Here is a 25,731-nt window from a genome sequence, read left to right as displayed (position 1 = left end):
AATGTGCGAAATCAGGTGCGCAGGTGCGTCAGCGGCAATTCGGTGCTGTTGAGCACCTGGTTCAGCACAAAGCTGGAGCGCACGCTGGTCACACCTTCAATACGGGTCAGGTGACCCAGCAGCAGTTTCTGATAGTGATCCATGTCCGGCACCACCACTTTCAACTGATAGTCCGCATCCATCCCGGTGACCAAACTGCATTCCAGCACCTGGGGCAGGGTGCGGATCGCCGCTTCGAAATTCTCGAAACGTTCGGGTGTGTGGCGGTCCATGCCGATCAGCACATAGGCGGTCAGGCTCAGGCCGAGCATCTTGCGGTCGAGCAAGGCGACCTGGCGGGCGATGTAGCCGTCGTCCTCCAACTGCTTGACCCGGCGCGAGCATGGCGACGGCGACAAGCCGATGCGTTCGGCCAGCTCCTGGTTGGAGATCCTCGCATCACGTTGCAATTCCGCCAAAATACTCAGGTCGTATCGGTCAAGCTTGCTCATTGGGTTGGCCTTTGTCGTAACTATTGCGGTGAATTATCTATGAAGGGTTAAAAATTGCGCAAGCACTGTTTATTGACGCAATCTTCGCAATCATCTGCCGGGCGCTGGCGGGTATCTTTATCAACAGAATCACCGCCTGGACAACAGTCCAAAGCAGCCCGCCCAATCAGGCCCGCTGCGGCCGCCACCCCAGCAGGGTTGAGCCGGCCTCCAGGCTGCACACTGTCCACAAGACGGCGTGAGGTGAGCCAACGTCAAAAGCGTTGAGCCAGGACGAAGTTCTCAAGGGGTGGCCGACGGGTCACCCCTTTTCTTTTGCCTGCTGATAACCTGTCCGAGAACCGGGCCTGGCTTTTCCAGTCTCATGGACAGGCCCTAATCCGCAGTGAGGAATAGCATGAAGCGCATCTGGCGTTTGGCAGGTGTAGGTTTGCTGATGGTCACCGTTGGCGCCCAGGCAGTGGCCGACGAACGTGATACCGGGCCGCGTGGTGAGGGCGGTGGTCAGCATGAAAGAGGGCCGGAGGGCGGACGGCCAGGAGGCGGTAACGAACAGCCGCGTCCGCAGAACAATCAGCCACGGCCCGAAAACAACCAGCCGCGCCCGCAGAATCAGCATTTTGATCGCGCAGGCCAGAACGGTGGTGGCCAATGGCAAGGGCGTCCCCAGGGCAATGAGCAGGGGCGGCCCCAGCCACAACCACAGCCGTCGAACAACCTGCCGATCCAGAGTCGCCCCGACACCGTGCGCCAGACCCAGGAACCGCGTCCGGGCTATTACCGTGACATCCCTCGACGCAATGACGGCAACCAACACTGGGACGCCGGCGGCCCAGGCTCGCGCCCCGGCGACAACCGCTGGCCCGGTCGCCCCGACGGCCATGGCAACGGCTGGGGCCCAGGCCCGCAGCATCGCCCAGGTTATGTGATCGATCGCTTCCCTGATCGCAATTACCGCGTGCCTTACCGTGGCCAGGACTACTTCTACTCCGGCGGCTATTGGTATCGCCCGCAAGGCCCGCGCTATGTGGTGGTGACGCCGCCCTACGGCATCCGTGTGCATTACCTGCCGGACTACGCGCGTGAAGTGTGGATCGGCAGCGCGCTGTTCTTCCTCGCGGCGGGTTCCTACTACACCTACGAAAGCAGCTCCCAGCAGTATGTGGTGGTGCAACCGCCAGCCGCCGTACCGGCACCGCAGCCCGCGCCGCAAGGCAATGGTTATGATGTGGTGGCGTATCCGGCCAACGGCCAGTCACCGGCCCAGGTGCAGCAGGACGGGTATGACTGTTATCGCTGGGCCGTGCAGCAAAGTGGCTTCGACCCACAGCAAGTCACCTACGCCCCCGATCCGGCGGTGGTGCAAACCTACCGCCAGGCCCAGGGCAACTGCCTGAGCAGCCGCGGTTATCAGGTGCAGTACTAGGTTTTATTGCCTGTGACCACTTCCCGCGGGTCGGCGTGCACCAGCACTTCGGCGCGCGGGTAGGCCTTGTGAATCGCATCGGCGGCCTGGTCGCTGATGCCGTGGGCCACTGACAGCGTCAACTCCCCCGGCAGTTCCAAGTGCAACTGCACAAACCAGTGGCTACCGGAAATCCGCGTGCGCAAATCATGCGCGCCCAAGACGCCCGGTACGCCACGGGCCAGTTCGAGCATGTGCTGACTGACGTCTGGTGGCAGTTCTTCATCCATCAATACCGCAAAGCTTTCACGGGCGATCTGGATGGCGCTCCACAAGATGTAGGCGGCAATGCCCAGGCCGAACCAGGCGTCGACCTGATGGTAGCCAAACCCTGCCAGCACCAGCGCCACCAAAATGCTGCCGTTGAGCATCAGGTCGGAGCGGTAATGCAATGAGTCCGCGCGCACGGCGTTGGAGCCGGTTTCGCGGATCACCCGGTGTTGCAGCATCAGCAAAGCCACGGTCAGTACCAGGGAAAACACGATCACGCCAATGCTCAACCACGGTGCGCCCACCGGCTCCGGGTGTTGCAGCCGCTGGTACGCCTGGAACGCGATCAACACCGCACTGCCGCCGATAAATAGCGCCTGCGCCATGCCCGACAGCGACTCCGCCTTGCCGTGCCCATAGCGGTGATCGTCATCGGCCGGGCGCAACGCGTAATGCACCGCCACCAGGTTCAGCAGCGAAGTCACGCCGTCCAGCAGTGAGTCGGTCAACCCGGCAAGCATGCTCACCGAGCCGCTGAGCCACCAGGCGATGGCCTTGGTGATAATCAGCGCACAAGCCACGCCCACCGAGGCGCGGGTGGCCAGGCGCAGGAGCCTGGCGTGTTCGGGACTGCTGGTCATAGGCGGCTCGGATCCTTAAGCGGCGGGTTGCAGGCCCAGGCTGGCGAGCTGTTGCACACTGCCCTTGAACTGGATCATGCGCGGGTCGTCGAGCGGCAGGCTGCGGCCGGTTTCTTTCTGGATGATGCTTTGCAGCTTGGCGTTGTCGACCTTGCCGTCGGCGCCAATGGCTTCGTGGAGTTTCTGCGGATCGACCTGGGCGGTCTTGCCCGGTTCGAAGTAGATAGCGCCGGTGGCGAAGTCCACGCCGAACGCAATTAGGCCGGGGATCACATAAAACAGCAGGCCCACTGCGTCGAGCACGGCAATGGTCGGGTCGATCTTGCCGTCGATCTGGCCACGGCGGTCCGGGTAGAAGATCGAACCGCATGCCGTCAATTGGCTCAACAGGGTGACGGCGAGGACACCGCCAATGACACGGGAAGCGATACGCATGGAAAATCTCCTGTAGGTCACTGTAGGAGCGAGCTTGCTCGCGAAAAACGTCAACGATAACGCGTGCTGCCTGAAAATACGTGGTGCTCTCTGGTTTTTCGCGAGCAAGCTCGCTCCTACAAGAGACCCGCGCCAGCATCCGGCAGTTCGCCGTTATACTCGCCGCTCTGCTTTGGAGCCAGTATGAATTCGTTGCCGATTGATGAAGTTTTACCTGCACTGCGTGACGCCTTGGCGAATCGCCATGAAGCCGTGCTCGAAGCGCCCCCCGGCGCCGGTAAAACCACCCGCGTGCCCTTGGCGTTATTGAACGAACCCTGGCTGGCCGGGCAGACCATCCTGATGCTCGAACCCCGCCGTCTTGCAGCCCGTGCGGCGGCCGAACGCTTGGCCAGTGAGTTGGGTGAAAAGGTCGGCGAAACCGTCGGCTATCGCATTCGTCTGGACAGCAAGGTCGGCCCCAATACGCGCATCGAAGTGGTCACCGAAGGCATCCTCACCCGCCGCCTGCAGGATGACCCGGCGCTGGACGGCGTGGGTTTGCTGATCTTCGACGAATTCCACGAACGCAGCCTCGACGCCGACCTGGCGCTGGCCCTGAGCCTCAACGGCCGCGAACTGTTTCGCGATGATCAACCGCTGAAAATCCTGCTGATGTCCGCCACCTTAGAAGGCGAACGCCTGGCCACTCTGCTGGACGACGCGCCGATCCTGCGCAGCGAAGGGCGCATGTTCCCGGTGCAGATGCGCTGGGGCCGACCTTACCAGCCCGGTGAGTTCATCGAGCCGCGTGTGGTGCAGACCATTCTCGAAGCCCTGCACGACGAAACCGGCAGCGTGCTGGTGTTCCTGCCGGGGCAGGCGGAGATTCGTCGGGTCAACCAGCAACTGGCCGACGCCCTCGGCGAACGCACCGATGTGTTGTTGTGCCCGCTGCATGGCGAACTGGACCTCAACGCCCAACGCGCCGCTATTGATCCGGCACCCGCCGGTAAACGCAAAGTGGTGCTGGCGACCAACATCGCCGAGACCAGCCTGACCATCAACGGCGTGCGCGTGGTGATTGACGCCGGGCTGGCGCGAGTGCCGCGTTTCGACCCCGGCAGCGGCATGACCCGCCTCGATACCCAACGTATCTCTCGCGCCAGCGCCACCCAGCGGGCTGGCCGGGCAGGGCGCCTGGAGCCGGGCGTGTGTTATCGCCTGTGGTCCGAAGACCAGCACGAAGGCCTGGCCGCTTATGGCAGTGCGGAAATCCTCGCCGCCGACCTGGCCGGCCTCGCCTTGCAACTGGCGCGCTGGGGCGTCACGCCCAACCAACTGGTGTGGCTGGATGTGCCGCCAACCGCCGCGTATGCCCAGGCCCAGGATTTGCTGGTGCGCCTCGGCGCCTTGAATGAAGACAAACTCACTGCCCATGGGCAGAAGATGGCCGAGTTGCCGGCCCATCCGCGTATCGCCCATCTGCTGCTGCGCGGGCAGGATTTTGGATTGGCGGCGACGGCCTGCGACGTGGCCGCATTGCTGGGAGAGCGCGACATCCTGCGCGGTGGCGGTGCGGATTTGCACAGTCGATTGGCGCTGTTGTCCGGCGAAGAACGCGCACGCGGCACCCAAGGCGGCGTGCAGCGAGCCAAGCAACTGGCGCGACAATATCGCGGTTACTTAAGAGGCCAGGCGACTCAAGCGGTTGCCGACCCCGATCACCCGCGCTGGCTCGGTGCCTTACTGGCGCTGGCCTACCCGGACCGCGTCGCCCAGCAGCGTCGTCCCGGCGGTGCTGAATATCGCCTGGCCAACGGCCGCGCGGCGCTGTTCGCCGAAGCCGACAGCCTGATGAAACAGGCCTGGCTGGTCATCGCCGACCTGGGCAGTCGCCAGGGCCAGCGCGAAGAGCGTATCTACCTGGCGGCGGATTTTGATCCGGCGCTGTTCGACACGGTGCTGGCCGAGCAAGTGCGTAATGTCGACCAGCTCGACTGGGACGAACGCGAAGGCGTCCTGCGCGCCGAACGCCAACGCAAAGTCGGTGAACTGGTGCTCAGTCGCGAACCGCTGACCGGCCTCGACGAATCCGCCCGCAGCCAGGCGCTGGTCAACCTGGTACGGCGCAAAGGCTTGGAACTGCTGCCGTGGACGCCGGAACTGCGCCAATGGCAGGCCCGCGTCATGTTGCTGCGCCAGCTCGACGTCGGCAAAACCAGCGAATGGCCCGACCTCAGTGACAAGGCGCTACTCGCCAGCCTCGAACACTGGCTGATGCCCTACCTGGGCAAAGTCTCGCGCCTGAGCCATTTTGCCAACCTGGATATCGCAAGCTTCCTGCACAACCTGCTGCCCTGGCCACTGCCCCAACGTTTGGACGAACTGGCACCGCAGCATGTGAAAGTGCCGTCGGGTTCGTCAGTGCGTTTGGACTACAGCGAACAGCCGCCGATCCTGGCGGTGCGCTTGCAGGAATTGTTCGGGCTGGCCGACACCCCGCGCATTGCTGGAGGGCGCCAAGTGGTGAAGCTGCATTTGTTGTCCCCGGCGCGTCGGCCGGTGCAGGTCACGCAGGACCTGGCGAACTTCTGGCGCAGTACCTATGCCGAGGTGAAGAAGGATTTGAAGGGGCGGTACCCGAAGCACTATTGGCCGGATGACCCGCTGGTGGCGGAGGCGACGGCGCGGATCAAACCGCGCAAGTGACTACTGGGCGGCCGGCAGCAGAAACCGCGCAATCACCGGCAAATGGTTGGAAATACGCAACGTATCCTCCTGCCGCACCTTGGCTTCCACTCGTTTGATCCGCGGGCTGTAGAACAGGTAATCCAGCGTACGATCCGGGCCGTCCACGCTCGGGTCGTTGGGGAAGTTCGTCAGCCATTGCTCACGATCAATCCCGCTGGATTGGCTATTGCTCGGGATCATTGGGTATTTGTCCCACAGCAAATGCAGCTCGCTGTCCGGCGAATACTGTCCGCGTTTGGTGGCGTCCAGGCGTAGGAATTGCCCCAAGGGCAGCAGATTGAAATCCCCGCCGATCAGCCAGGGCGTGCCACGGCCCTCGAATTTATCCAGCAGTTTGACCGTAGTTTTCACCTGATCCTGCACCGCGCTGCGCCCAGGGGCATCGCCATCCAGGCGGGTGTTGAGCACCGCGAGTTGGCCGCCATCGCTCAAGGGCAGGTAAGTCAGCAGCAAAGCCGGCTTGGGTTGGAACTGGCGGCTGAGGATGTTGGCCTCGGGCGCCGGCAGTTGCAGGCGTTCGGCGTGTTCGATCTGGTAACGGCTCAGGGTCGCCAGTTTGCGACCGACGCTGCCGAAGATATGCAGGTTTGGCACGAAGTCGGCTTTCCAGTCGAAGGCCTGGGCGCTGCACGGGTAGAGGTCGACCAGGCGCTCTTGCAGCAGGGCCAGTTGGTCCTGGTAGTGGGAAGGCTTGGCGTTTTCGTCGAGTTCCTGCAGCAGCAGGATGTCGGGTTGTTCGTCGCGAATCACCCGTGCCACTTCGTCGAGGCTGGCGGCCATGTCTTCCACGGTGGGGCGGTCGTCGGGGCCGCTGCCGTCGGCGGTGTCGTACCAGAACACATAATTTTTGCCGGCCAGGTATTGCACGTTCCAGGTCATGACCTTGAGTGCCTGCCCCGGCAATAGTGTCGGCGCACGCGGCGCGACGCAGCTCACCGGCAGGGTTTCCTTCGCCTCGGGGCGCCAGGTCAGGCTGTAGATCAGGGCGGTCAGCAAGCCTGCGATGATCAGCAGGCTCAGCAAGGTGATGCGCAATAAACGGGTCATCGGCTCGGCTTATAGCGTTTCAGAGGTGGCACGGAGCATATCACCGCGCGTCGGCATCGCCACCGATCAGCATGAATAAACGAAACAGCACCACGCTGGTAAACAGTTGGAGAAAGCTGTGGGCACTGTCCAGAAACAGCCCCAGCAGCGGCGCTGGCGTTGGGTAGGCCGCAACGCTGGCGCCTTTGAGCAACCACAGCGGCGTCATCACGCACAGCAGGCACACCAGAATCAGCCAGAAATGCCCACGGCTCAGGCGGAAGCTTTCCTTCATCGCCTCCAACGCCGGCATGCCGCGCAGCACCAGCAGGTACTCGGCAAACGCCAGTACCACCATCAGCCACAGCCCCGGCAGGAAATACAGCGAGAGCCCCAACAGAATCAGCAGCGTGCTCATCGCCGTCAGCAGGGCAAAGCGCGGCCACAGGGTAAGGGCCATGGCCCAGACATCTTTAGTGCGCGGCGACTCGCCACGGGTGCGAGCATCCAGAAACAGGATCAGCGCGCCGGTATACAGCGGGTACACCAGCAACCCCACCACCACGCTGTAGCCGGGAAACGCATCCGGGCCGACGACGTGGTTGAGCACCTGTTGCAGCAGGGCTTCGAAAATCACCAACGGCAGACACAGTTGGACGATGGCGCCCAAGTTGCGTTGGGTGAAACGGAAGGAGTCGCGCAGCACGTCTAACGGATTCATCAAGTTCATCGCAGGCCTGAAAGCAAGGGCAACACTTTAACCGATCATTACCGGAGGTAAGCAAACGTAAACCTTGAGTAAAGACCATTGAAACAACTCGTAACACCCCCATAACTAGGACGGCGCCTGATTACAGGCGAGACCACGATTTCTACCGGCAATCTAACGAGGTCGCCATGAACAGCGAAGAGCAAACCCTGATCGATGGACTGTTTTCACGGTTGCAACAAGCCGAAACGGACTCAGCCCCCCGCGACGCCCAGGCCGAAGCGCGGATCAAGGAGCACATGACGCGCCAACCGGCGGCCGGGTATTACATGATCCAGTCGATCCTGGTGCAGGAACATGCGCTCAAGAGCCTCGACGCGCAGAACAAGCAGCAGGCGCAACAGATCCAGCAATTGCAGGATGAACTGCAACGGGCCAAATCTTCCGCGCAAGCTGCTCCGGCGAGCAGCGGTGGTTTCCTGTCGAGCATCTTTGGCGGTGGCGGTTCCCGTGATCAGCAGCCGGCTCAAAGTGCACCGCCGTCTTCCGGTGGTGGTTGGCGCGAGCCGACGCGGCCTGGGTTCAGCCAGCCTGCGCCTCAGCAGAATTATCAACAGCCTGCTCCAGCCGCTCCGGCGGGCAGCGGCTTCCTCGGCGGCGCGATGAAAACCGCAGCCGGCGTGGCCGGTGGTGTGTTGCTGGCCGAAGGCATCAGCAGCCTGTTCAACCACAACTCGCAACAGCCGCAAGTCGTGGAAGAAATCATCCGCGAAGAGCCTGCGCCTGCCAGTGACAACGGCAACTGGGGCAACGACGACCAGAAGTACGCCGGCAATGACAGCTGGGGCAGCAACAACTCGGACAGCTTTGCCGACAGCGATTATTCCGACGACTCTTCCTCCTTCGGCGACGACGATTCCTTCGTCTGACCCGCCCAGACCGGGGCGACTCGTTGCCCCGGTCTGATTTTTCCCGGAAACCTTCTCGCGGCTGGCATACTTGCACCCTTTCCGGGCCCTGGCGCCTGGCTGTCATGAGGAAGTGCGGTGAAGAAAATTGCAGTGTTCGCCGATGTGCAAAACCTCTATTACACCGTCCGCCAGGCCTATGGTTGCCACTTCAACTACGCCGCGCTGTGGGCTGACATCAGCGCACGCGGGCAGATCGTCGAGGCGTACGCGTATGCCATCGACCGTGGCGACAGCAAGCAGCAGCAGTTCCAGCAGATCCTGCGCAACCTGGGCTTTACGGTAAAACTCAAGCCCTACATCCAGCGCAGCGACGGCTCGGCCAAGGGCGACTGGGACGTGGGCATCACCCTCGACATCATGGACGCCGCTGATCACGTCGACGAAATCGTGCTGGCCTCCGGCGACGGTGATTTCGACATGCTGCTCGACCGGGTTATCCACAAGCATGGCGTCGAAGCCGTGGCCTATGGCGTACCGGGGCTGACGGCCAATTCATTGATACGCGCCGCCAGCCGTTATGTGCCGATCGAAGGCGCGCTGTTGCTCAAATAAATGCCAAGACGGAGTTGGAACAGGTTTGGAACGTATAGCGGTCATCGACTTTGAAACCACCGGCATCACCCCCAGCAGCCACTGCCGTGCCACGGAAATCGCGGTGGTCATCCTTGAGCGTGGCCAGATCGTGGACCGCTACCAGAGCCTGATGAAAACCGGCGTGCATGTGCCCGCGTTCATCGAACAACTCACCGGCATCAGCAACGCCATGCTGCGCAGCGCGCCGCCGGCGGAGCGGGTGATGAATGAGGTCAATGAGTTCGTCGGCGTCACGCCGTTGCTGGCGCACAACGCCGCGTTCGACCAGAAGTTCTGGGATTACGAGCTGGGTCTGATTCGCCGCACCCGTTTGCAGAAGTTCGCCTGCTCACTGCTACTGGCCCGCCGCCTGATGCCATCGGCGCCGAATCACAAACTCGGCACCCTGAATGCGTTCGCCCAGTTGCCCCACACCGGCAAGGCTCACCGGGCGATGGCGGATGCGGAGATGGCGGCAAACCTCACGGCCCACCTGGCCCAGGAACTGCGCGGGACCCATGGCTTGCGTGAGCTGTCCCATGATCTGCTGTGCACCTTGCAGAAAGTGCCGGCGGCGAAGATCAATGAGCACCTGAAGAAGCATCGCGGGTTCTAGAACGCCGTAGACAGAGCATCTGTGCCGAGCGGGATTGTTGTGGCAAATGGGCTTGTTGTGGCAGGCAGGCTTGTTGTGGCAAGCCCGCTCGCCACGACAAGCCCGCTCGCCACAAAATTAGGCTATCGCGGCTGCACACACTCCAACGCCCGATCCACCACCCCCTTCGCCATCCCCACCAAATGCATCACCGCCCGCTGCTGCGCGCTCAGCACCTCAGCCGACTCCTGCACCGTCTCCACCGCGCAATGCAGCAAATCCGCCGCATGAGCGAGGGCGTCTTCGAAGCTCAGGTTGTCATTCAGAATGAAATGGGGCGCATCCGGGGCGCAGGCTTTGAGGTAATAGTCGATGGCCCGGCGGTTGAGCTGGGCGTCTTCGCTGAGGAATTTGGGTGGGTCGGGGGTAACTTTGTCCATGGTGTAACTCCTTGCCGGGAAGTCGTCACCGTTCGCTTGCACGCGAAGAGGGTGGCAACTGTGCGTAGGTGTGCAAGACCGGGGCAAGAAGTAAAACCCAGCAGACCCGAAGGTCTCCCACGCACAGCCGCCATAATGAGCAAACGCTAAGCAAAAAGCCGGGCGCTAGACTGTGTTGATTTGTGATTCTTATTGCCACCGGACTTGCACGTCCGGTCACCGAACATTCGATGACTGGGCGAGACTAGCGACCTGATCCGACGGAAACAAGGCCGTGGAATTCTCTAGGAAACGTCCCGCAAATGAAAGGGATTGATCGTACCTAGGCACCAAGAATTGGAGGTTGTGTGTGACTACCGCACTGAGTGTGCCTGCTGAAAATCGCTGATTTTCATGAATTGGATGGCCCTAAATGAAAACATTTGGTTTCTTCTCTTGAGTCCGTAAGGCACATCAAAGATACTTCTGTCTAATTTAGCCGCTGCTCGATGATAGAGAGCTCCTATGCTTACCAAACTCGAAGCTCATGGTTTCAAAAATCTGTTAGATTTTTCCGTGTCACTTGGCCCATTTAACTGCATAGCTGGACTAAATGGTGTCGGAAAATCTAATATTTTTGATGCTATAAAATTTCTTTCTTTATTGAGTGATAATACTATCGTCGAAGCAGCCTTGGCTGTTAGAGATTCTGAGTCTACCGATCCATTAGATATTTTTTGGACGAGTGGTGATGATCGCGTAGAAAGCTTAAAGCTCGCGGTCGAAATGATTGTACCTCTGGATGTGGTGGATGACTTTGGGCGTAAAGCCCAAGCGACATCTACTTTTTTACGCTACGAAGTTGAGATTGCGAGGGATCCCCTTGAAGAAAAGTCGGGTTCACTTGGGCTATATCTAGCTCGTGAGACTCTGGTTCATATTAAGAAAGGAGAAGCTACTAATCTGCTTCACTTTCCATTGAGCGTGTCTCAGTTTCGTGATCACGTAGTGCTAAATAAGAGGAAGGGTGCAGGCTTTATCTCAACCCAGAAGGTCGAAGATGGAATTGTAGAGATACACCTTCACCAAGATGGTGGGAGTAGCGGCCAGCCTCAAAAAATTCCTGCGCGACATATACCGAAAACGGTGGTTGCAAACACTAACAGTGCTGTTTGGCCTACTATCCTTGCAGCTAGGCGAGAAATGCAATCTTGGCGATTTTTATCCCTCGAGCCAACGGCGATGAGGCGATCGAATAAGATGCATGAAGATAGTAGTGTGGGCGCAGATGGAGGGAAACTTGCGGCCGCTTTGTACAAACTCTATCGCAAGGACGAGAATGTCTATTCGCGCATTGCAAGTCGACTTTCTGAAATAGTTCCTACTTCTGATGTTAGAGTAGACGTAGACCCGGTCAGGCAGCTATTAACTGTAGAAGTCAAAGAGCGTTCTGGCGCATTTCTACCCGCTCGAGCTCTTTCAGACGGCACGCTTCGCTTCATGGCTCTCTGTATCATGGCGGAAGATCCCGACTTTAAAGGGCTGCTTTGTTTTGAGGAACCTGAAAATGGGATCCATCCAGCAAAAATGGGAGCTATGTTAGCTCTTTTGAAAGAGCTGGCTGTTGATACTAGCTTCCCTGCCGGGGAAGATAATCCAATGCGACAAATTCTAATTGCTACACACTCGCCGGTATTGGTTAAGCTTGAGTCTCCAGATGATTTGATTTACGCGGATGTTGTAAAAGTTCGCGGGCCTAATGGTAAGCCGGCATCAACGATTCGTTGCAAGAGTTTGCGCGATAGTTGGAGGTTTAAGTCCGGTTCTGAGTGTATCGATAAGGGCTCAATTATAGCCTATCTTGCGTTGCCTCCAGATAGTCAGATTTCTATGGACTTCGAAGAATAGAACCAGAGACTCCCAAGTATGAAAATAAGATCTGTTCTCACTGGGGAAGGAACCTCAGATTTGCGTTTGGTTGAGCATATTCAGAATATTTTAATTGATGAGGGGTTCTCCGAGGTTAGTGGCGAAATACCTGATCTCGGTTTATTTAGCCCTCCAATAGGTCGGTCTGTGAAAGATAAGCTTGTAGCGTTGGTCAAGCATTATCCTCATGCCGATGTAATATTTGTTCATCGTGATGCTGATAATGTGGGGTCCGACATTAGGGAGACTGAAATATTTCAAGCCGCCCAAGGAGTTGTAGAATTTAATCGTATAATTTCAGTCATTCCCGTTACCATGCTTGAAACTTGGCTACTTGCTGATTTAAACGCCATAAAACGTGTCGCCGGCAATGCTGCTTATCGCGGCGATATTGGCTGTATACCTGCGACTCGTAGACTTGAAGCCGCTCGAGACACGAAGCAAATCCTGATGGATGCTTTATGTGAAGCTAGCGGAACGCAGGGGGCTCGCCTCAGTAAATTCAAAAAACGGTTCGCGGAAATGCGAGCACGACTTACAGTTGATTTAGATGCAAATGGACCAGTTCGAGATCTACCATCTTATCAAGCGTTCCGGCAAAAAATTAGCGATTATGCTCAGGGCAAATTAAATCCTTAGTTTTTATTTTTGCACAGTAGATTAATCATTGGGGCTTAACGCCCCTTTTCCGTTTTTCCCATTTCCCTCCAACTGCCCCAACGGCACCCGCCGCTCTATCGCACTCGACAAAATAATCGAGGTCTTGCTGAACCCGAACTTCGCCACGCGGTTGATCAAGCTCTCCAACTCCGGCATCGACCCCACCGCCGCCTGCATGATCACGCACGGATCCCCCGTCACCCGATGGCACTCCGTCAATTCAGGGATTTCCGCCAACGCGTCATACACCTTCTGGCTGCCGTGATTGGTCAACCGCAGCTCAATCACGCACTGAATCGGCAAGCCCACTTTGGACAGGTCCACCTTGGCCTGATACCCGGTGATCACGCCACTGGCCTCCAGTTTGGCCACGCGCTCTGCCACGGCGGGGGCGGAGAGGTTTACTGTGCGGGCCAGTTGCGCGTAGGACGCGCGGCCGTCTTCGAGCAGGGCGCTGAGGAGCATGCGGTCGTATTTGTCCATGATAAGGCTCCGGTTGCGCGTGACTTTCGAAAGTACGGTTTATAGCCTTCACAACCATGCTTTGAAAAGTGTATTGGCGTTTTAAACAGGTTTTGTAACTTATGTTTAACGACCTGCCTTTTTAGAATAAGCCTCCCATCTCCTGCCATAGAGCCACCCAATGCCTGGCCCACGTCGCTTTCCCTTACCGTTGATCGCCGCCTTTTTTGCGCTGTATGTGATCTGGGGTTCCACCTATCTGGTGATTCGCATCGGCGTGGAGTACTGGCCGCCGTTGCTGCTGGCGGGGATTCGGTTTTGCACGGCGGGGGCGTTGATGTATGGCTTCCTGCGCTGGCGTGGGGTGCCGGCGCCGACGTGGCCGCAGTGGAAGGCGGCCGGGATGATTGGTCTTTTGCTGCTCACCGTGGGCAATGGCGGCGTCAGCGTGGCGGAACACATGGGCGTGTCGTCCGGCGTGGCGGCGCTGGCCGTGGCGACGGTGCCGTTGTTCACCTTGCTGTGTGGGTATTTCTGGGGCGCGCGCAACACTCGGTTGGAGTGGGCGGGGGTGATCCTGGGGATCATCGGCATCGCCATGCTCAATATGGGCAGCACGTTGCAATCAAGCCCGATGGGCGCTGTGTTGCTGTTGGTGGCGGCGGCCTCCTGGGCGTTCGGTTCGGTGTGGAGCCGGCAATTGCCACTGCCCCAAGGCGCCATGGCCAGTGCTGCGGAGATGCTGGTCGCCGGTGTGGCGCTGTTGTTCGTCAGCGCGCTATCCGGTGAACGCCTGCAGGCCGTGCCGCCGCTGGAAGGCTGGCTGGCCCTGGCTTATCTGACGGTGTTCGGCTCGATCATCGCCTTCAACGCCTATATGTACCTGCTCAAGCATGTGCGCCCGGCGGCGGCGACCAGCTATGCCTATGTGAACCCGGCGGTCGCCGTATTGCTCGGCATCGTGTTCGTCGGCGAGACCATTGGTCTGGAAGAAGCTTTGGCCATGCTGGTGATTATCAGCGCCGTCCTGCTGATCAGCCTGCCCCAGTGGCGCAAGCCGAAGGCGGAAATAAGGTAAACTGCGGCGCATTGCGACCTTGCGCTGAATTTTTCCTACGGTAAACACATGACTTTCGCCACCCTTGGCCTGATCGAACCCTTGCTGCGCGCCCTTGAGACGCTTGGCTACCAGACCCCGACGCCGGTGCAGGCGCAAGCCATTCCGGCGGTGCTGGCCGGTCGCGACCTGATGGCCGCCGCCCAGACCGGCACCGGCAAGACCGCCGGTTTCGCCGTGCCGTTGTTGCAACTGTTGACGATGGAAGGGCCGAAAGTCGCCGCCAATTCGGCACGCGCGCTGATCCTGTGCCCGACCCGCGAGCTGGCCGAGCAGGTGCACGCCAGCGTCGCCGAGTATGCGCAAAACCTGCCGCTCACCACTTACGCGGTGTACGGCGGCGTGAGCATCAACCCGCAGATGATGAAGCTGCGCAAAGGCGTCGACATCCTGGTCGCCACGCCGGGCCGCCTGATCGACCTGTTCCGCCAGAACGCGCTGAAACTCAACCAACTGCAAACCCTGGTGCTGGACGAAGCCGACCGCATGCTCGACCTGGGTTTCTCCGAAGAGCTCGCGAACATCTACCGCATGCTGCCGAAGAAGCGCCAGACCCTGTTGTTCTCCGCGACCTTCTCCGATGAGATCCGCACGCTGGCCGGGCAGATGCTCAACGACCCGCTGAGCATCGAAGTCAGCCCGCGCAACGTCGCCGCCAACACCGTGAAGCAGTGGGTGGTGCCGGTGGACAAGAAGCGCAAGCCGGAGCTGTTTGTGCACCTGATGCGCAAAGGCCGCTGGAAGCAGGTGCTGGTGTTCGCCAAGACCCGTAACGGCGTGGATGCGCTGGTGGATAAGTTGCAGGGCCTGGGCATCAATGCCGACGGCATCCATGGCGACAAGCCGCAAGCCACGCGCCAGCGTGCGCTGGATCGCTTCAAATCCAGCGAAGTGCAGATCCTGGTCGCCACCGACGTGGCGGCCCGTGGCCTGGATATCGAAGACTTGCCGCTGGTGGTCAACTTCGATCTGCCGATCGTGGCCGAAGACTACATCCACCGCATCGGCCGTACCGGGCGTGCGGGCAACACCGGTGAGGCGATTTCTCTGGTGTGTGCCGATGAAGTGAACATGCTGTCGGCCATCGAGATGCTGACGCGTCAGACCTTGACCCGCCACATGGAACAAGACTTCGAACCGGAACACCGCGTGCCGGACACCGATGCCAGCGGGCAGGTGGTGAAGAAGCCAAAGAAACCGAAGAAGCCTAAAACCTCGGGCGGTGGCGGTAAGCGCAACCTCGGCAAGTGGGTGGACAGCGGGGAAGTGGCGCCGTCGGAGCCGTCGATCAAGCCGGTGCGTAAGGTGCCTGTTTTTAATACCGGGCCGCGCAAACGCAAACCGTAAAATTTGTAGGAGCGAGCTTGCTCGCGAAAACCGGCAACGATCACGCGTCGAATCTGGATTAACGCGGTGTTCTTGAGTTTTTCGCGAGCAAGCTCGCTCCTACAGTGGTTTTTTCAACCATTCGAGAACGCCGCGTCCGGCCATCCGCCCACTGGCAAAGCATCCTGTCAGCAAATACCCGCCCGTCGGCGCTTCCCAATCCAGCATCTCCCCCGCACAAAACACCCCCGGCAACTGCTTGAGCATCAAGCGTTCATCCAACGCCTCAAACGGCACGCCGCCCGCTGTGCTGATCGCTTCATCCATCGGCCGGGTCTTCACCAGGGTCAAGGGCAGCGCCTTGATATCCACCGCCAACTGCGCCGGATCATTGAAGTGGTCAGCCGGCGCCAACTCACGCAGCAGAGCGGCTTTGACGCCATCCAACCCCAACTGACTGTGCAGATGCTTGCTCATCGAGCGTGAGCCACGCGGTTTCGCCAACGCGGCCTGAACCTTGCCCAGTGGCTTGCTCGGCAGCAGGTCGATATGCACGGTGGCCGAGCCGTCGCGGTTGATCGCTTCGCGGATCGGCGCCGACAGCGCGTAGATCAGGCTGCCTTCGATCCCGCTGGCAGTGATCACGCATTCGCCCAACCGAGGCTTGTCACCCCCCAACCCGATGGCGACATTTTTCAACGGCGCGCCAGCGAATTTGCTGACCATCAACTCGCTCCAGGCCGACACCTCGAAACCGCAGTTGCTCGGTTGCAACGGGGCGTAAGGCACGCCTTTGTCCTCCAGCAATTTGAGCCAGGCGCCGTCAGATCCCAGCCGTGACCAACTCCCGCCGCCAAGGGCCAGCAGCACGGCGTCGCTGTGGACAGTTTTTTCGCCTTCGGGGCTGTGGATAAGTAAGTCGCCCTCGGCGGTCCAGCCCAGCCAACGATGACGGGTGTGGATAACCACGCCTTGGTCGCGCAGGCGCTTGAGCCAGGCGCGCAACAGGGGCGCGGCTTTCATGTCGGTGGGAAACACACGACCGGAGGTGCCGACAAACGTTTCGCTACCCAAGCCATGAATCCATTCACACAACGCCTCGGCCCCAAAACTACGCAGTAACGGCGCCATGTGCGGCGCGCGTTCGGCGTAGCGCGACAGAAACGCCGGGTACGCTTCGGAGTGGGTGATGTTCATGCCGCCCACGCCGGCCAGCAGAAACTTGCGTCCCACCGAGGGCATGCCGTCGTACAGGTCCACCCGCACGCCCGCCTGGCTCAGGACTTCGGCGGCCATCAGCCCGGTAGGGCCGCCGCCGATGATGGCAACGTGGGAAGGAGCAGTAGCGGACATCGGCAGGCCTGGTCAAAAACAAAGGGCGCCCATTGTAAGCAATGCGCGCCCCGTGCCGTTAGGCAAAAAGTACTCAGGCAAAACCAGTGTTTGCGTACGGCGGGTATTCATCCTTGCGGTCGGCGTCGGTGATCGGGCCGCCCGTCAGGCCATATTTATCCAGGGTCGGTACCAGGTTGCCGAAGAACGCGTCCTGTTGTTTTTCCCGCTTTACCACCTCGATGATCGGGAACACAAAGCTGGTCACGATGCCCAGGCCGGCGGTGGCCCAACCCAGTACGCCGGCGAAGGTCCCCGCGATGGCCGCCGCATCGGCAATGCCGAACAGGCCCGCGCCGCCTTCGATGATCGAGGCGACTGCCGCGCCGGTGCCCAGGGCGCCGCTGGTGAGGGAGAAACCGGCGTTGAGTTTATCCCCGGCAAACGCGCTGTTGACTCCGCTGATCAGGCCGAACACACCGCCGATGAAGCTGCCGCTGCCGCCGACGATCTTGCCCAGGTTGCCCAGGCGGTTGAGGCCGTCGGTGTTCTGCACCATTTTGCCAGTGGGGAAATCGCCGATGCCTTGGGGCTTGCTCGGGTCGATCGGGGTGGGTTTCCAGGTCATGCCGTAGCCGGCTTCCTTGGCGTACTTGGTGCCGCCTTCGGTGATCAGGCCGGCAAACTGCATGCCCGCCGCCACGCGCCCGGCGTTGTCCGCCGGGCTGTTGCCGCCCGTGGCTGAACGCGCCGCCAGCACGCCACCGGCCAGCAAGGCGCTGCCGATGTGCAGCAGGCCCTGTTTATAGGAGTCGCTGACGTTGAGCTTGAGCCCGTCGACGGCCTTGGGCAGTACGTCGCTGATCTTCTGGCCCTGACGGTTCACGTCCCACATCGAGCGGATCAACGAGATCACGTCCTGCGGCTTGATTTGCGCACCGCTGGCGTCTTTGAACATGTCCGGGTCGTCGGCCATGGCTTTCTCGATGATGGCAGTGGTCTTGGCCTCGTCGAAGTTGCCATTGGCATCGCCGAATGCGCCCTTGAGCACGTCGTCGTTGGCGCCGTTGACCAGCGAGTCGGACACCGCTTGGTTGACGTATTGCTGCACCGTCGACGAGTCCTGGGCCGAGACCTTGTCACCGAGGAATTCCTTGACCAACTCAGCGTGGGCGGCGTACTGGCCGATGGCGGTCATCGGGTCGGCATTCGGCTGGGCGAGGGCGTCTGCAAGGTCTTTGCCGTTGAGGATGTGGTCCTTGAAGAACTGCTCGATGTCCCCGGATTTGCCGGACTTTTGCGCGATGACACTGAGGTCCACATGGCCGTCGCCACCCAGGGCCAGGTCGGTGAGGGTGGCGTCTGTGCCGGCCAGGCTCATGGCGTCCATCAACGACAGCGGTTTGCCGTCGGCCCCTTTGGTGTTCAGGGCGGTGTTGAGCACGTTGCCGCTGTTGATCTGGCCGTCCTGATAGGCCTGCAGCTCATGTTTGATCGCCGGGTCGCTGTTGACGATATCGCGCATGCCGGACGCTTGGTTTTGCGAGAGGAAGGTCTTCACATCCGGATCACTGGACAGCTTGCCGATGGCGGCGTCGAGCTGGTCGGTGACCTTGGACTTGGTCGGGTTGAGGTGGTATTCGGTGTCCGCCGTAATCCCCGCGTACAGGTCGCCGTCGCCCACTTTGTCGCTGGCGGCCATGCGCGCACGGGCGTCGCTGATTTCCATCATCACAGCGGCTTTGGTCTTGCCGTCGTAGTTCTCCGGGTGTTCGAGCACGTCCTTGGTCAGTTTGGAGGTGTCGACGTCGGCCACCGAGCTGCGCACCGCGGCGTTGCTGAGCATCATCAACACGCCGTGGTCGTCCTTGGGCGCCTGGTTTTCCAGCCAGGCGCCGAGGTTTTTCTGTTGGGTGATGCCGTCGGCCTTGGCGGTGGCGGGCAGGTCGCCGGCCATGTCGAGGGTGCGCAGCATGCCGGGGGTGGACCAATAGCCTGCGGCGCCGGTCAGCTCGGGGCTCAGGCCCGAGTCATCCTTGATCGCCTTGAGGTTGGCGGTGTTCAGGCTGCCGTTGTTGGCACGCTGGTTGGGCCCCTGCATTTCCGGGCCCGCGCTGCTCACCAGGGAAATATTGGCCATGACGATGGCGGCGGACTTGGCGTTTTCCTTGGCCAAACCGGTGGCGTCGGGGTTCTTGCTGAGGAAGGTGCTGTAGGATTTCGAAGCGGCTGACAGATCTTTGTTCGATTGGCTGATGAACTTATCCACATCGGCGTGGGTAATCACCCCATCGCTTTTGCCCAGGCCGCCGCTGTCGAGGGCGTTCATCAGGCTCGGGCTGCCGGCCAGGTACTTGAGGCAGGCCTGGGCTTCGGGCGGCAGGTCGGCGGGCGGGTTGGAGAAGTCGATGGGGCGGTCGTGCAGGCCCCATTTGTCCCAGTTGTCGCTGAGCATTTTCGACGCGGCGCGTGGGCGGTCGAGGTCGCGTTCTTCCTGGGTCGGCGTGCCGCTGGTGTTGCCGACGATCTTGTCCCAGTCCTTGGCGCTGGCGTACTTGGAGTTGTCGATCCAGTTGGTGTCCACGGCGCCGTCGACGCCAAAGATGCCGTTGGACTCCTTGACCACCGAGGCATACAGGTCTGGGCTGATGGCCTGGGACACGATGATTTTTTCGCCGGAGGCGGTTTCGTAGCGGATCAACCCGTGGCCGAGTTCCTCCGGCTTGCCCACCAGGCTCACGCTGCCGGCCTCATCGGCGTTTGCCAGGCGATAACCGTCTTTTTTGCTGTCGTTGATCAGACCCCAGGTCTCGCCATCGGACTTAACCTTTTCATACAGGTCGCTGTTGGTTTCCTTACTGACGACGACCTTGTCGCCTGACAGGGTTTCGTAACGAATCATCCCCGGGCCCACTTCATCGGCCGGGCCGATGCCTTTGTAGGTGTCCAGGCCCGGCGCGGTGTCGCCGGCCTGGGCGATACGGTAGCCGTCGGCCTTGCTCTTGTTCAGCGCGTCCACGGCGTCGACCTTGCCAGCCATGCCGTCGAACAGGTACGGGGTCATCAGCTTGATAATGATGATGTCCTTGCCGTCGCGGGTTTTCAGCTCCAGGACGTTGTCGGAAATCTTGGTGATGCTGGCGATGTTGGCCAGCGGCACGCCGGTGTTGCTGATGTCGGCCAGGTTCGGGTCGTTGAGGCGCTTGATCGCCTCTTGGTCGCCGGTGGCTTTGACGTCAGCGATTTTCTTGTCCTTGGTGTTGTCGGTCACCGCCAGGACTTTGAAATTGCCGGGGTGGGCGGCTTCCTTGAAGCCGGACATAGCGCGGGACATCGCGGCGTCGAAGGAGGCGGCGACTTTCTTCAGGGCGTCGTCATTGCCGGGCGTCGCACTGCTGCCGATCTTGTAAGTTGCCATCGCGGGGTACTCTGAAAGCGGGAGAGGCCTTCAGGTTGACGACGGCGTGCGGCAGTTTTGTTGCAAAACGACCGCTGACGCCAAGTTCCACAACGTTTCACGGCTGTGGAAAAGTATCTGGTCAAAAAACGTACAGTTTCTTACAGGCCATACGGCTAATGGCTTTCAGGCCCTTACGCTCAAGTTATCCACAGGTGGTTCCACAGGGATTGTGGGTAACGCCCACAGTTCAATGACAACCTGATGACGTCCACACCCGTTGTGCACTGTGGTGCAGGATGCCGTGGCGGCGGGCGAGGGCGGGGCGGTCCTTGCTGTAGCCGCCGCCGATCACGCCCATCACCGGGATGTCGCGGCCCAGGCAGTGGCGCATCACGCTCTCATCACGGGCGGCGACGCCTTGGTCTGTCAGCTTGAGGTAGCCGAGGGCGTCGTCCTTGTGCACATCCACGCCGGCGTCGTACAGCACCAGGTCGGGTTGGTAGAGCGGCAACAGGTAGTTGAGCGCATCGTCCACCACCTTGAGGTAGTCGGCATCGCCCATGCCCATGGGCAACGGGATGTCCCAGTCGCTCTGGGCTTTGCGCGCGGGGAAGTTCTTTTCGCAGTGCAGCGACACGGTGATGGCGTCCGGCGTGTCGTGGAGGATACGCGCGGTGCCATCGCCCTGATGTACGTCGCAATCGAAGATCAGCACGCGATTGACCCGGCCACTGGCCAGCAGGTAATGGCTGATCACCGCCAGGTCATTGAAGATGCAGAAACCCGCCGGGTAATCGTAGTGAGCGTGGTGGGTGCCGCCCGCCAGGTGGCAGGCCAGGCCGTGCTCCAGGGCTTGTTCCGCCGCGAGAATCGAGCCGCCCACCGCCCGAACGGTACGTCGGGCCAGGGCTTCGTTCCAGGGCAGGCCGAGGCGACGCTGGTCTTCGCGGGACAATTCGCCGCCCATGTAGCGCTCGATATACCCAGCGTCATGGGCCAGGGCCAGAATCTCCGGTGGGCACAGTTGTGGGCGCAGCAGTTGGCTGTCCTCGGTCAGGCCGCTGTCCACCAGGTGGTCGCGCAACAGGCGGAATTTGTCCATGGGGAACCGGTGGTCCGCCGGGAACTCGGGGCTGTAGTCATCGTGGTAGATCAATGGCAAAGGCATGGGATTTTCTGACGGGAACCTGCGACGCATCTTACCCGCGTTGTACACTCACGCACATGGCAAGGGAGGGGACCCATGGAGCCGATACTGGAATTGGAAAGCGCACGCCTGGTGCTGCGCCAATGGCGCGACAGCGACCTGACGGAGTTTGCGCGTATGTGCGCCGACCCACAGGTGATGCGCTATTTCCCGGCCAAGCTGAGCCACCTGGAAAGCGCCGCGTTGATCGGCCGCATTCGTGGGCACTTCGCCGAGTATGGCTTTGGCCTGTGGGCGTTGCAGCGCAAGGACACCGGGGAATTCATCGGCCTCACCGGGTTGCTGAATGTCAGCTTCGAGGCCGACTTTACCCCGGCGGTGGAAATCGGCTGGCGCCTGGCCCGCGAACACTGGGGCCTGGGCTATGCCAGCGAGGCCGCGTGGACCGCATTGCGCTGTGGGTTTGATCGTTTGAACCTGGACGAAATCGTCGCCTTCACCACGGAAGCCAATCTGCCATCACAAAAAGTCATGCAGGCCATCGGTATGCATTACGATCCCCAGGCAGATTTTGAACACCCCAAGGTCGCAGCCGATGATCCGCTGCGCCATCATGTTTTGTACCGCATCACCCGCGCCCAATGGTTGGACACGCTGCACGGATAGGCAGCCCGGAATGCCCCGTAGATTTTAGGAGTTGCTCTATGAGCCAAGTATTGGAAGATCTGGTGGACTTGCTGACCCTGGAGCCGATCGAGGAAAACCTCTTTCGCGGCCGCAGCCAGGACCTGGGTTTTCGCCAACTGTTCGGCGGCCAGGTGCTCGGCCAGTCGTTGTCGGCTGCGAGCCAGACCGTAGAAGAAGCGCGGCATGTGCATTCCCTGCACGGTTACTTCCTGCGCCCTGGTGACGCTAAGTTGCCGGTGGTGTATTCGGTGGACCGTGTGCGCGATGGCGGCAGTTTCAGCACGCGCCGCGTGACCGCGATCCAGAAGGGCCACCCGATCTTCACCTGCACCACCTCGTTCCAGTACGACGAACAAGGCTTCGACCACCAGACCACCATGCCCGTGGTCGTGGGCCCGGAAAACCTGCCGTCGGAGCTGGAGCTGACCCAGCAACGCGCGCACCTGATCCCCGAGCACATGCGCGACAAGCTGCTGTGCCCCAAGCCGATCGAAGTGCGCCCGGTCACCGAAAAAGACCCGTTCAACCCGCAGCCGTCCGACCCGGTCAAATACGTGTGGTTTCGCGCCGATGGCGCCCTGGCGGACTCGCCGGCGCTGCACAAATACCTGCTGGCCTATGCCTCGGACTTCGGCCTGCTCACCACCTCCTTGCTGCCCCATGGCAAGACCGTGTGGCAGAAAGACATGCAAGTCGCCAGCCTTGACCACGCGCTGTGGTTTCACGCCGACCTGCGTGCCGACGACTGGTTGCTTTACGCCATGGACAGCCCATGGGCCGGCAATTCCCGTGGGTTCTCCCGTGGCAGCGTGTACAACCGTGCCGGGCAACTGGTGGCGTCGGTGACCCAGGAAGGCCTGATTCGCCATCGCAAGGACTGGGCATGAGCCTGTCGGAGGTAAAACACTGGGTGTTCGACATGGACGGCACCCTCACGGTCGCCGTGCATGACTTCGCGGCCATTCGCGTGGCCCTGGAGATTCCGCCCGAGGACGACATCCTCACGCACCTGGCGGCGTTGCCTGCCGATGTCGCGGCGGCCAAGCATGCCTGGTTGCTGGAGCATGAGCGTGAGTTGGCGCTGGGTTCAGTTGCAGCAGAAGGCGCAGTTGAGCTGGTGCGCGAGTTGGCCGGGCGTGGTTACCGCCTGGGCATCCTGACCCGCAATGCGCGCGAGTTGGCGCACGTCACCCTGGAAGCGATCGGCCTGGCGGACTGCTTTGCCATCGAGGACGTGCTGGGGCGTGATGATGCGCAACCCAAGCCTGACCCGGATGGCTTGCTGAAACTGGCGGCCGCTTGGGACGTGGCGCCGAACGAGATGGTGATGGTGGGGGATTATCGTTTTGACCTGGATTGCGGCCGTGCTGCGGGGACGCGGACGGTGTTGGTGAATTTGCCGGAGAATCCTTGGCCGGAGTTGGCCGATTGGCATGCCGAGGATTGCGCCGCGCTGCGCCAAATGCTCCAGCCCTGACAATAGGGATCAACTGTGGGAGGGGGCAAGCCCCCTCCCACATGTTATTGCGTGAACAGCACCGTCTGGCCTTCCGGCGACGTAAACATCCCATCCCCGTTATGCCCCACCCCCGGCACTTCCACCAGTTGATGGCTCAACTGCGGATGCCGCTGCTTGAGGTAGTCAAAATAGTTGTGCCCACGAATCAGGCGATACGCGCCTTGGGTTTCGGCGGCGCAGCTTTTATCCAGCGCCGGGTGGTTCGGGTCGGTGTCCTGCTGGCCCAGCAGGTAGGTGATGTTGCGTGACACATACGCCTGTTCCAGCTGTTCGGCGCTCTGGCCCTTGGCGTAGGCCGGCAGGTTTTGCAGGCCATATTTCCAGTCGTTGAAGCCTGGGCAACTGGCTGTGTCGAACTTCACTGGGCGCTGAGGGGTGAAGTAGGCGTAGGACGACGGGTTAGCCACCACGTACCGCAGGCGGATACCGTTGGTTTGCAGCATCGGATGGTCGTGGCCGGTGAGGGCAAAGCGCTGCACCACCTGGCCGCCGCCGGAGTGGCCGGCCACCACGATTTCCTTGAGGGCCGGGAACAGCTTGCGGTTGCCCAGGTGCTTGATGATCTGGTCGAGGGCGCCGTAGGAGCTGATTTGCCCTGGGCCAGTGGAAGGCTCGCCGGCCATCCAGTCGTTGCCATTCCAACGCAGCACCTGGTTGTCCAGGTGGTTACGCTTCACGTCGGATTCATTGAGGAACTGCGGCGCAATCACCAGTGTTTTAGCGGCCTGGCCCGCATGCTCGGCGGCGTCTTCACCGCTTTGCAGGTAAGTTTGCGCATTGCGCAGGCGACCATGCACGATGATCAAGGCGCGGGTGACCTGGGGCAGCGGTTTAGTCCAGTCCTGGCTTAAACCCAGACTGAGGTCGCCGGCCTCCAGGTGGAAACGATCGGGACTGACTTCTTTTACGCCATGCTCGGCGGCGAAGGCGGAACAGGTGACCAACAAACCCAGCAGCAATCCCAATCGTTTATTCATTTAAAGACTCTTGGCGGTAAAAGTGTCGCATTGAGTGATCTGGCCCTGGGCGAAGCCGGTCTTGAACCAGCGAACCCGCTGTGCCGAGGTGCCGTGGGTAAACGAGTCCGGCACGACGCGCCCTTGACCCTGTTGCTGCAAGCGGTCATCGCCGATGGCGTTGGCCGCGTTCAGTGCTTCTTCAATATCGCCGGGCTCCAGCCAGTTCAGGCGCTTTTGCGCACGGTTGGCCCATACTCCCGCGAAGCAGTCAGCTTGCAGTTCCTGGCGGACCAGCAGGCCGCCGTCGCCTTGCATCTGCCGACCTTGCTGGCGCGCCGCCTGGATCTTCGAAGAGATACCCAGCAGCGTCTGCACGTGGTGCCCGACTTCGTGGGCGATTACGTAAGCCTGGGCAAAGTCACCGGCGGCCTGGAAGCGTTGCGACATTTCCCGGAAGAAATCCAGGTCCAGGTACACCTGCTGGTCAGCCGGGCAATAAAACGGGCCGCTGGCCGAGGTAGCCCCCCCGCAGGCGGAATTCACCCGGCCACGGAACAGAATCAGTTTCGGGTTCTTGTAGGCCAACCCGTTTTCCTGGAACACCTGACCCCAGGTGTCTTCGGTATCGCCCAGCACCGCGCGGACAAAATCCGCTTGCTCATCGTTGGCCGGCGGCGCCTGCCGCGATTGCGTGCTCACCGACGGCGCCTGTTCCATCTGGCCGGTCAACTGGCCGAGGATCTGCAACGGGTCCTGGCCGGTCAGCCAGCCGATGCCGACGATCAGCACAATGGCCGTCAGGCTCAGGCCCTTGCCGCCACCAAAGCGCATGCCACCACCGCCGCCGCCACTGTCATCGCGGGCATCCACCACGTTGTCGCTGCGTCGGCCTTTTTTCCATAGCATGGGGCAATCCTCTCGGTGA

24 protein-coding genes and 1 pseudogene are annotated in these 25,731 nt (G+C 60.8%); 13 read left to right on the top strand and 12 right to left on the bottom strand.

Annotated elements, in window-relative coordinates; translation table 11 throughout:
• Nucleotides 1–11: 11 nt before the first annotated feature.
• Nucleotides 12–491: an Lrp/AsnC family transcriptional regulator gene (locus CI807_RS02385; protein WP_003194418.1), complete on the bottom strand. Its 480-nt coding sequence runs from the start codon at nucleotides 489–491 to the stop codon at nucleotides 12–14.
• A gap of 397 nt (nucleotides 492–888) precedes the next feature.
• Here CI807_RS02385 and CI807_RS02380 point away from each other — a divergent pair, with 397 nt between their 5' ends.
• Nucleotides 889–1,917 (top strand): DUF6515 family protein, encoded by a 1,029-nt coding sequence (locus CI807_RS02380; RefSeq protein ID WP_095013635.1) that lies wholly within the window; start codon nucleotides 889–891, stop codon nucleotides 1,915–1,917.
• Here CI807_RS02380 and CI807_RS02375 read toward each other — a convergent pair.
• Both CI807_RS02375 and CI807_RS02370 read right to left on the bottom strand, forming a co-directional pair.
• Nucleotides 1,914–2,807, bottom strand: a complete 894-nt coding sequence (locus CI807_RS02375; RefSeq protein WP_016978609.1) for a cation diffusion facilitator family transporter — start codon at nucleotides 2,805–2,807, stop codon at nucleotides 1,914–1,916. The genes CI807_RS02380 and CI807_RS02375 overlap by 4 nt on opposite strands.
• Before the next feature lie 15 nt (nucleotides 2,808–2,822).
• Nucleotides 2,823–3,242 (bottom strand): hypothetical protein, encoded by a 420-nt coding sequence (locus CI807_RS02370; RefSeq protein ID WP_010206751.1) that lies wholly within the window; start codon nucleotides 3,240–3,242, stop codon nucleotides 2,823–2,825.
• Nucleotides 3,243–3,425: 183 nt separating this feature from the next.
• Here CI807_RS02370 and hrpB point away from each other — a divergent pair, with 183 nt between their 5' ends.
• A complete protein-coding gene (hrpB, locus tag CI807_RS02365; protein WP_095013634.1) occupies nucleotides 3,426–5,933 on the top strand; it encodes an ATP-dependent helicase HrpB in 2,508 nt (835 codons plus the stop codon).
• Here the strand turns inward: hrpB and CI807_RS02360 are convergent, their stop codons facing one another.
• Nucleotides 5,934–7,022, bottom strand: coding sequence for an endonuclease/exonuclease/phosphatase family protein (locus CI807_RS02360; protein ID WP_095013633.1), 1,089 nt, complete (start codon nucleotides 7,020–7,022; stop codon nucleotides 5,934–5,936). It abuts the gene before it with no gap.
• Between the two features lie 40 nt (nucleotides 7,023–7,062).
• On the bottom strand, nucleotides 7,063–7,722 hold the full coding sequence (locus CI807_RS02355; protein ID WP_095017489.1) for a YciC family protein: 660 nt from the start codon (nucleotides 7,720–7,722) through the stop codon (nucleotides 7,063–7,065).
• Between the two features lie 176 nt (nucleotides 7,723–7,898).
• Between CI807_RS02355 and CI807_RS02350 the strand changes: the two genes are divergently transcribed.
• From CI807_RS02350 to CI807_RS02340, 3 genes are all read left to right on the top strand, one after another.
• Nucleotides 7,899–8,639, top strand: a complete 741-nt coding sequence (locus CI807_RS02350; protein WP_095013632.1) for a DUF2076 domain-containing protein — start codon at nucleotides 7,899–7,901, stop codon at nucleotides 8,637–8,639.
• 117 nt (nucleotides 8,640–8,756) lie between these two features.
• Nucleotides 8,757–9,233, top strand: coding sequence for an NYN domain-containing protein (locus CI807_RS02345; protein ID WP_025858209.1), 477 nt, complete (start codon nucleotides 8,757–8,759; stop codon nucleotides 9,231–9,233).
• A gap of 25 nt (nucleotides 9,234–9,258) precedes the next feature.
• Nucleotides 9,259–9,870: a PolC-type DNA polymerase III gene (locus CI807_RS02340; protein WP_095013631.1), complete on the top strand. Its 612-nt coding sequence runs from the start codon at nucleotides 9,259–9,261 to the stop codon at nucleotides 9,868–9,870.
• Between the two features lie 122 nt (nucleotides 9,871–9,992).
• Here CI807_RS02340 and CI807_RS02335 read toward each other — a convergent pair whose 3' ends face one another.
• The gene (locus tag CI807_RS02335; RefSeq protein WP_095013630.1) at nucleotides 9,993–10,289 is read right to left on the bottom strand and encodes a DUF6124 family protein; all 297 of its coding nucleotides are present in this window, start codon (nucleotides 10,287–10,289) and stop codon (nucleotides 9,993–9,995) included.
• Between the two features lie 8 nt (nucleotides 10,290–10,297).
• Here CI807_RS02335 and CI807_RS32055 point away from each other — a divergent pair.
• The 3 genes and pseudogenes from CI807_RS32055 to CI807_RS31215 all read left to right on the top strand — a co-directional run.
• Nucleotides 10,298–10,357, top strand: a pseudogene (locus CI807_RS32055) (hypothetical protein); the annotation flags it as partial.
• Between the two features lie 436 nt (nucleotides 10,358–10,793).
• Nucleotides 10,794–12,176 carry an AAA family ATPase gene (locus tag CI807_RS02330; RefSeq protein WP_095013629.1) on the top strand — a complete coding sequence of 461 codons (1,383 nt, stop codon included), beginning with the start codon at nucleotides 10,794–10,796 and terminating at the stop codon, nucleotides 12,174–12,176.
• Nucleotides 12,177–12,236: 60 nt separating this feature from the next.
• Nucleotides 12,237–12,836 (top strand): hypothetical protein, encoded by a 600-nt coding sequence (locus CI807_RS31215; protein ID WP_157741981.1) that lies wholly within the window; start codon nucleotides 12,237–12,239, stop codon nucleotides 12,834–12,836.
• A gap of 21 nt (nucleotides 12,837–12,857) precedes the next feature.
• Here CI807_RS31215 and CI807_RS02325 read toward each other — a convergent pair whose 3' ends face one another.
• Nucleotides 12,858–13,340, bottom strand: a complete 483-nt coding sequence (locus tag CI807_RS02325; protein WP_095013628.1) for an Lrp/AsnC family transcriptional regulator — start codon at nucleotides 13,338–13,340, stop codon at nucleotides 12,858–12,860.
• A 160-nt stretch (nucleotides 13,341–13,500) separates the two neighbouring features.
• Between CI807_RS02325 and yedA the strand changes: the two genes are divergently transcribed.
• Complete coding sequence (yedA, locus tag CI807_RS02320; protein WP_095013627.1) at nucleotides 13,501–14,397, top strand: drug/metabolite exporter YedA; 897 nt, start codon at nucleotides 13,501–13,503, stop codon at nucleotides 14,395–14,397.
• A 48-nt stretch (nucleotides 14,398–14,445) separates the two neighbouring features.
• Nucleotides 14,446–15,783, top strand: coding sequence for a DEAD/DEAH box helicase (locus tag CI807_RS02315; RefSeq protein ID WP_095013626.1), 1,338 nt, complete (start codon nucleotides 14,446–14,448; stop codon nucleotides 15,781–15,783).
• A gap of 99 nt (nucleotides 15,784–15,882) precedes the next feature.
• Here the strand turns inward: CI807_RS02315 and CI807_RS02310 are convergent, their stop codons facing one another.
• The 3 genes from CI807_RS02310 to CI807_RS02300 form a co-directional block, all read right to left on the bottom strand.
• Nucleotides 15,883–17,115, bottom strand: coding sequence for a TIGR03862 family flavoprotein (locus CI807_RS02310; protein ID WP_095013625.1), 1,233 nt, complete (start codon nucleotides 17,113–17,115; stop codon nucleotides 15,883–15,885).
• A gap of 73 nt (nucleotides 17,116–17,188) precedes the next feature.
• Nucleotides 17,189–20,512: a type III effector HrpK domain-containing protein gene (locus CI807_RS02305; RefSeq protein WP_095013624.1), complete on the bottom strand. Its 3,324-nt coding sequence runs from the start codon at nucleotides 20,510–20,512 to the stop codon at nucleotides 17,189–17,191.
• A gap of 229 nt (nucleotides 20,513–20,741) precedes the next feature.
• Nucleotides 20,742–21,662 (bottom strand): histone deacetylase, encoded by a 921-nt coding sequence (locus tag CI807_RS02300; protein WP_016976732.1) that lies wholly within the window; start codon nucleotides 21,660–21,662, stop codon nucleotides 20,742–20,744.
• A 75-nt stretch (nucleotides 21,663–21,737) separates the two neighbouring features.
• Between CI807_RS02300 and CI807_RS02295 the strand changes: the two genes are divergently transcribed.
• The 3 genes from CI807_RS02295 to CI807_RS02285 are packed head-to-tail and all read left to right on the top strand — an operon-like array spanning nucleotide 21,738 to nucleotide 23,805.
• Nucleotides 21,738–22,307: a GNAT family N-acetyltransferase gene (locus tag CI807_RS02295; protein ID WP_095013623.1), complete on the top strand. Its 570-nt coding sequence runs from the start codon at nucleotides 21,738–21,740 to the stop codon at nucleotides 22,305–22,307.
• Nucleotides 22,308–22,345: 38 nt separating this feature from the next.
• The gene (gene tesB, locus CI807_RS02290) at nucleotides 22,346–23,215 is read left to right on the top strand and encodes an acyl-CoA thioesterase II (RefSeq protein WP_016976734.1); all 870 of its coding nucleotides are present in this window, start codon (nucleotides 22,346–22,348) and stop codon (nucleotides 23,213–23,215) included.
• Entirely contained in the window at nucleotides 23,212–23,805 is a 594-nt protein-coding gene (locus CI807_RS02285; RefSeq protein WP_095013622.1) for an HAD family hydrolase, read from the top strand. The genes tesB and CI807_RS02285 overlap by 4 nt, the downstream gene beginning before the upstream one ends.
• A gap of 44 nt (nucleotides 23,806–23,849) precedes the next feature.
• On the opposite strand, the gene CI807_RS02280 is transcribed toward CI807_RS02285, so the two are convergent.
• Together CI807_RS02280 and CI807_RS02275 are read right to left on the bottom strand one after the other, a co-directional pair.
• Complete coding sequence (locus tag CI807_RS02280; RefSeq protein ID WP_095013621.1) at nucleotides 23,850–24,824, bottom strand: alpha/beta hydrolase; 975 nt, start codon at nucleotides 24,822–24,824, stop codon at nucleotides 23,850–23,852.
• The gene (locus tag CI807_RS02275) at nucleotides 24,825–25,712 is read right to left on the bottom strand and encodes a neutral zinc metallopeptidase (protein WP_068931993.1); all 888 of its coding nucleotides are present in this window, start codon (nucleotides 25,710–25,712) and stop codon (nucleotides 24,825–24,827) included.
• Nucleotides 25,713–25,731 lie beyond the last annotated feature (19 nt).

The sequence above is a fragment of the Pseudomonas sp. NS1(2017) genome (assembly GCF_002269425.1).
In the GTDB taxonomy this organism is placed as follows: domain Bacteria; phylum Pseudomonadota; class Gammaproteobacteria; order Pseudomonadales; family Pseudomonadaceae; genus Aquipseudomonas; species Aquipseudomonas reactans.
Note: the sequence above shows the minus strand (reverse complement) of the source record. Positions and strands in the feature narration are given on the sequence as shown.

Bases quoted from the DNA above. Each gene is read 5' to 3' on its own strand.
- CI807_RS02385 (WP_003194418.1), bottom strand. From the start codon at position 491: ATGAGCAAGCTTGACCGATACGACCTGAGTATTTTGGCGGAATTGCAA.
- CI807_RS02380 (WP_095013635.1), top strand. From the start codon at position 889: ATGAAGCGCATCTGGCGTTTGGCAGGTGTAGGTTTGCTGATGGTCACC.
- CI807_RS02375 (WP_016978609.1), bottom strand. From the start codon at position 2,807: ATGACCAGCAGTCCCGAACACGCCAGGCTCCTGCGCCTGGCCACCCGC.
- CI807_RS02370 (WP_010206751.1), bottom strand. From the start codon at position 3,242: ATGCGTATCGCTTCCCGTGTCATTGGCGGTGTCCTCGCCGTCACCCTG.
- hrpB (WP_095013634.1), top strand. From the start codon at position 3,426: ATGAATTCGTTGCCGATTGATGAAGTTTTACCTGCACTGCGTGACGCC.
- CI807_RS02360 (WP_095013633.1), bottom strand. From the start codon at position 7,022: ATGACCCGTTTATTGCGCATCACCTTGCTGAGCCTGCTGATCATCGCA.
- CI807_RS02355 (WP_095017489.1), bottom strand. From the start codon at position 7,722: ATGAATCCGTTAGACGTGCTGCGCGACTCCTTCCGTTTCACCCAACGC.
- CI807_RS02350 (WP_095013632.1), top strand. From the start codon at position 7,899: ATGAACAGCGAAGAGCAAACCCTGATCGATGGACTGTTTTCACGGTTG.
- CI807_RS02335 (WP_095013630.1), bottom strand. From the start codon at position 10,289: ATGGACAAAGTTACCCCCGACCCACCCAAATTCCTCAGCGAAGACGCC.
- CI807_RS02330 (WP_095013629.1), top strand. From the start codon at position 10,794: ATGCTTACCAAACTCGAAGCTCATGGTTTCAAAAATCTGTTAGATTTT.
- CI807_RS02325 (WP_095013628.1), bottom strand. From the start codon at position 13,340: ATGGACAAATACGACCGCATGCTCCTCAGCGCCCTGCTCGAAGACGGC.
- yedA (WP_095013627.1), top strand. From the start codon at position 13,501: ATGCCTGGCCCACGTCGCTTTCCCTTACCGTTGATCGCCGCCTTTTTT.
- CI807_RS02315 (WP_095013626.1), top strand. From the start codon at position 14,446: ATGACTTTCGCCACCCTTGGCCTGATCGAACCCTTGCTGCGCGCCCTT.
- CI807_RS02310 (WP_095013625.1), bottom strand. From the start codon at position 17,115: ATGTCCGCTACTGCTCCTTCCCACGTTGCCATCATCGGCGGCGGCCCT.
- CI807_RS02305 (WP_095013624.1), bottom strand. From the start codon at position 20,512: ATGGCAACTTACAAGATCGGCAGCAGTGCGACGCCCGGCAATGACGAC.
- CI807_RS02300 (WP_016976732.1), bottom strand. From the start codon at position 21,662: ATGCCTTTGCCATTGATCTACCACGATGACTACAGCCCCGAGTTCCCG.
- CI807_RS02295 (WP_095013623.1), top strand. From the start codon at position 21,738: ATGGAGCCGATACTGGAATTGGAAAGCGCACGCCTGGTGCTGCGCCAA.
- tesB (WP_016976734.1), top strand. From the start codon at position 22,346: ATGAGCCAAGTATTGGAAGATCTGGTGGACTTGCTGACCCTGGAGCCG.
- CI807_RS02285 (WP_095013622.1), top strand. From the start codon at position 23,212: ATGAGCCTGTCGGAGGTAAAACACTGGGTGTTCGACATGGACGGCACC.
- CI807_RS02280 (WP_095013621.1), bottom strand. From the start codon at position 24,824: ATGAATAAACGATTGGGATTGCTGCTGGGTTTGTTGGTCACCTGTTCC.
- CI807_RS02275 (WP_068931993.1), bottom strand. From the start codon at position 25,712: ATGCTATGGAAAAAAGGCCGACGCAGCGACAACGTGGTGGATGCCCGC.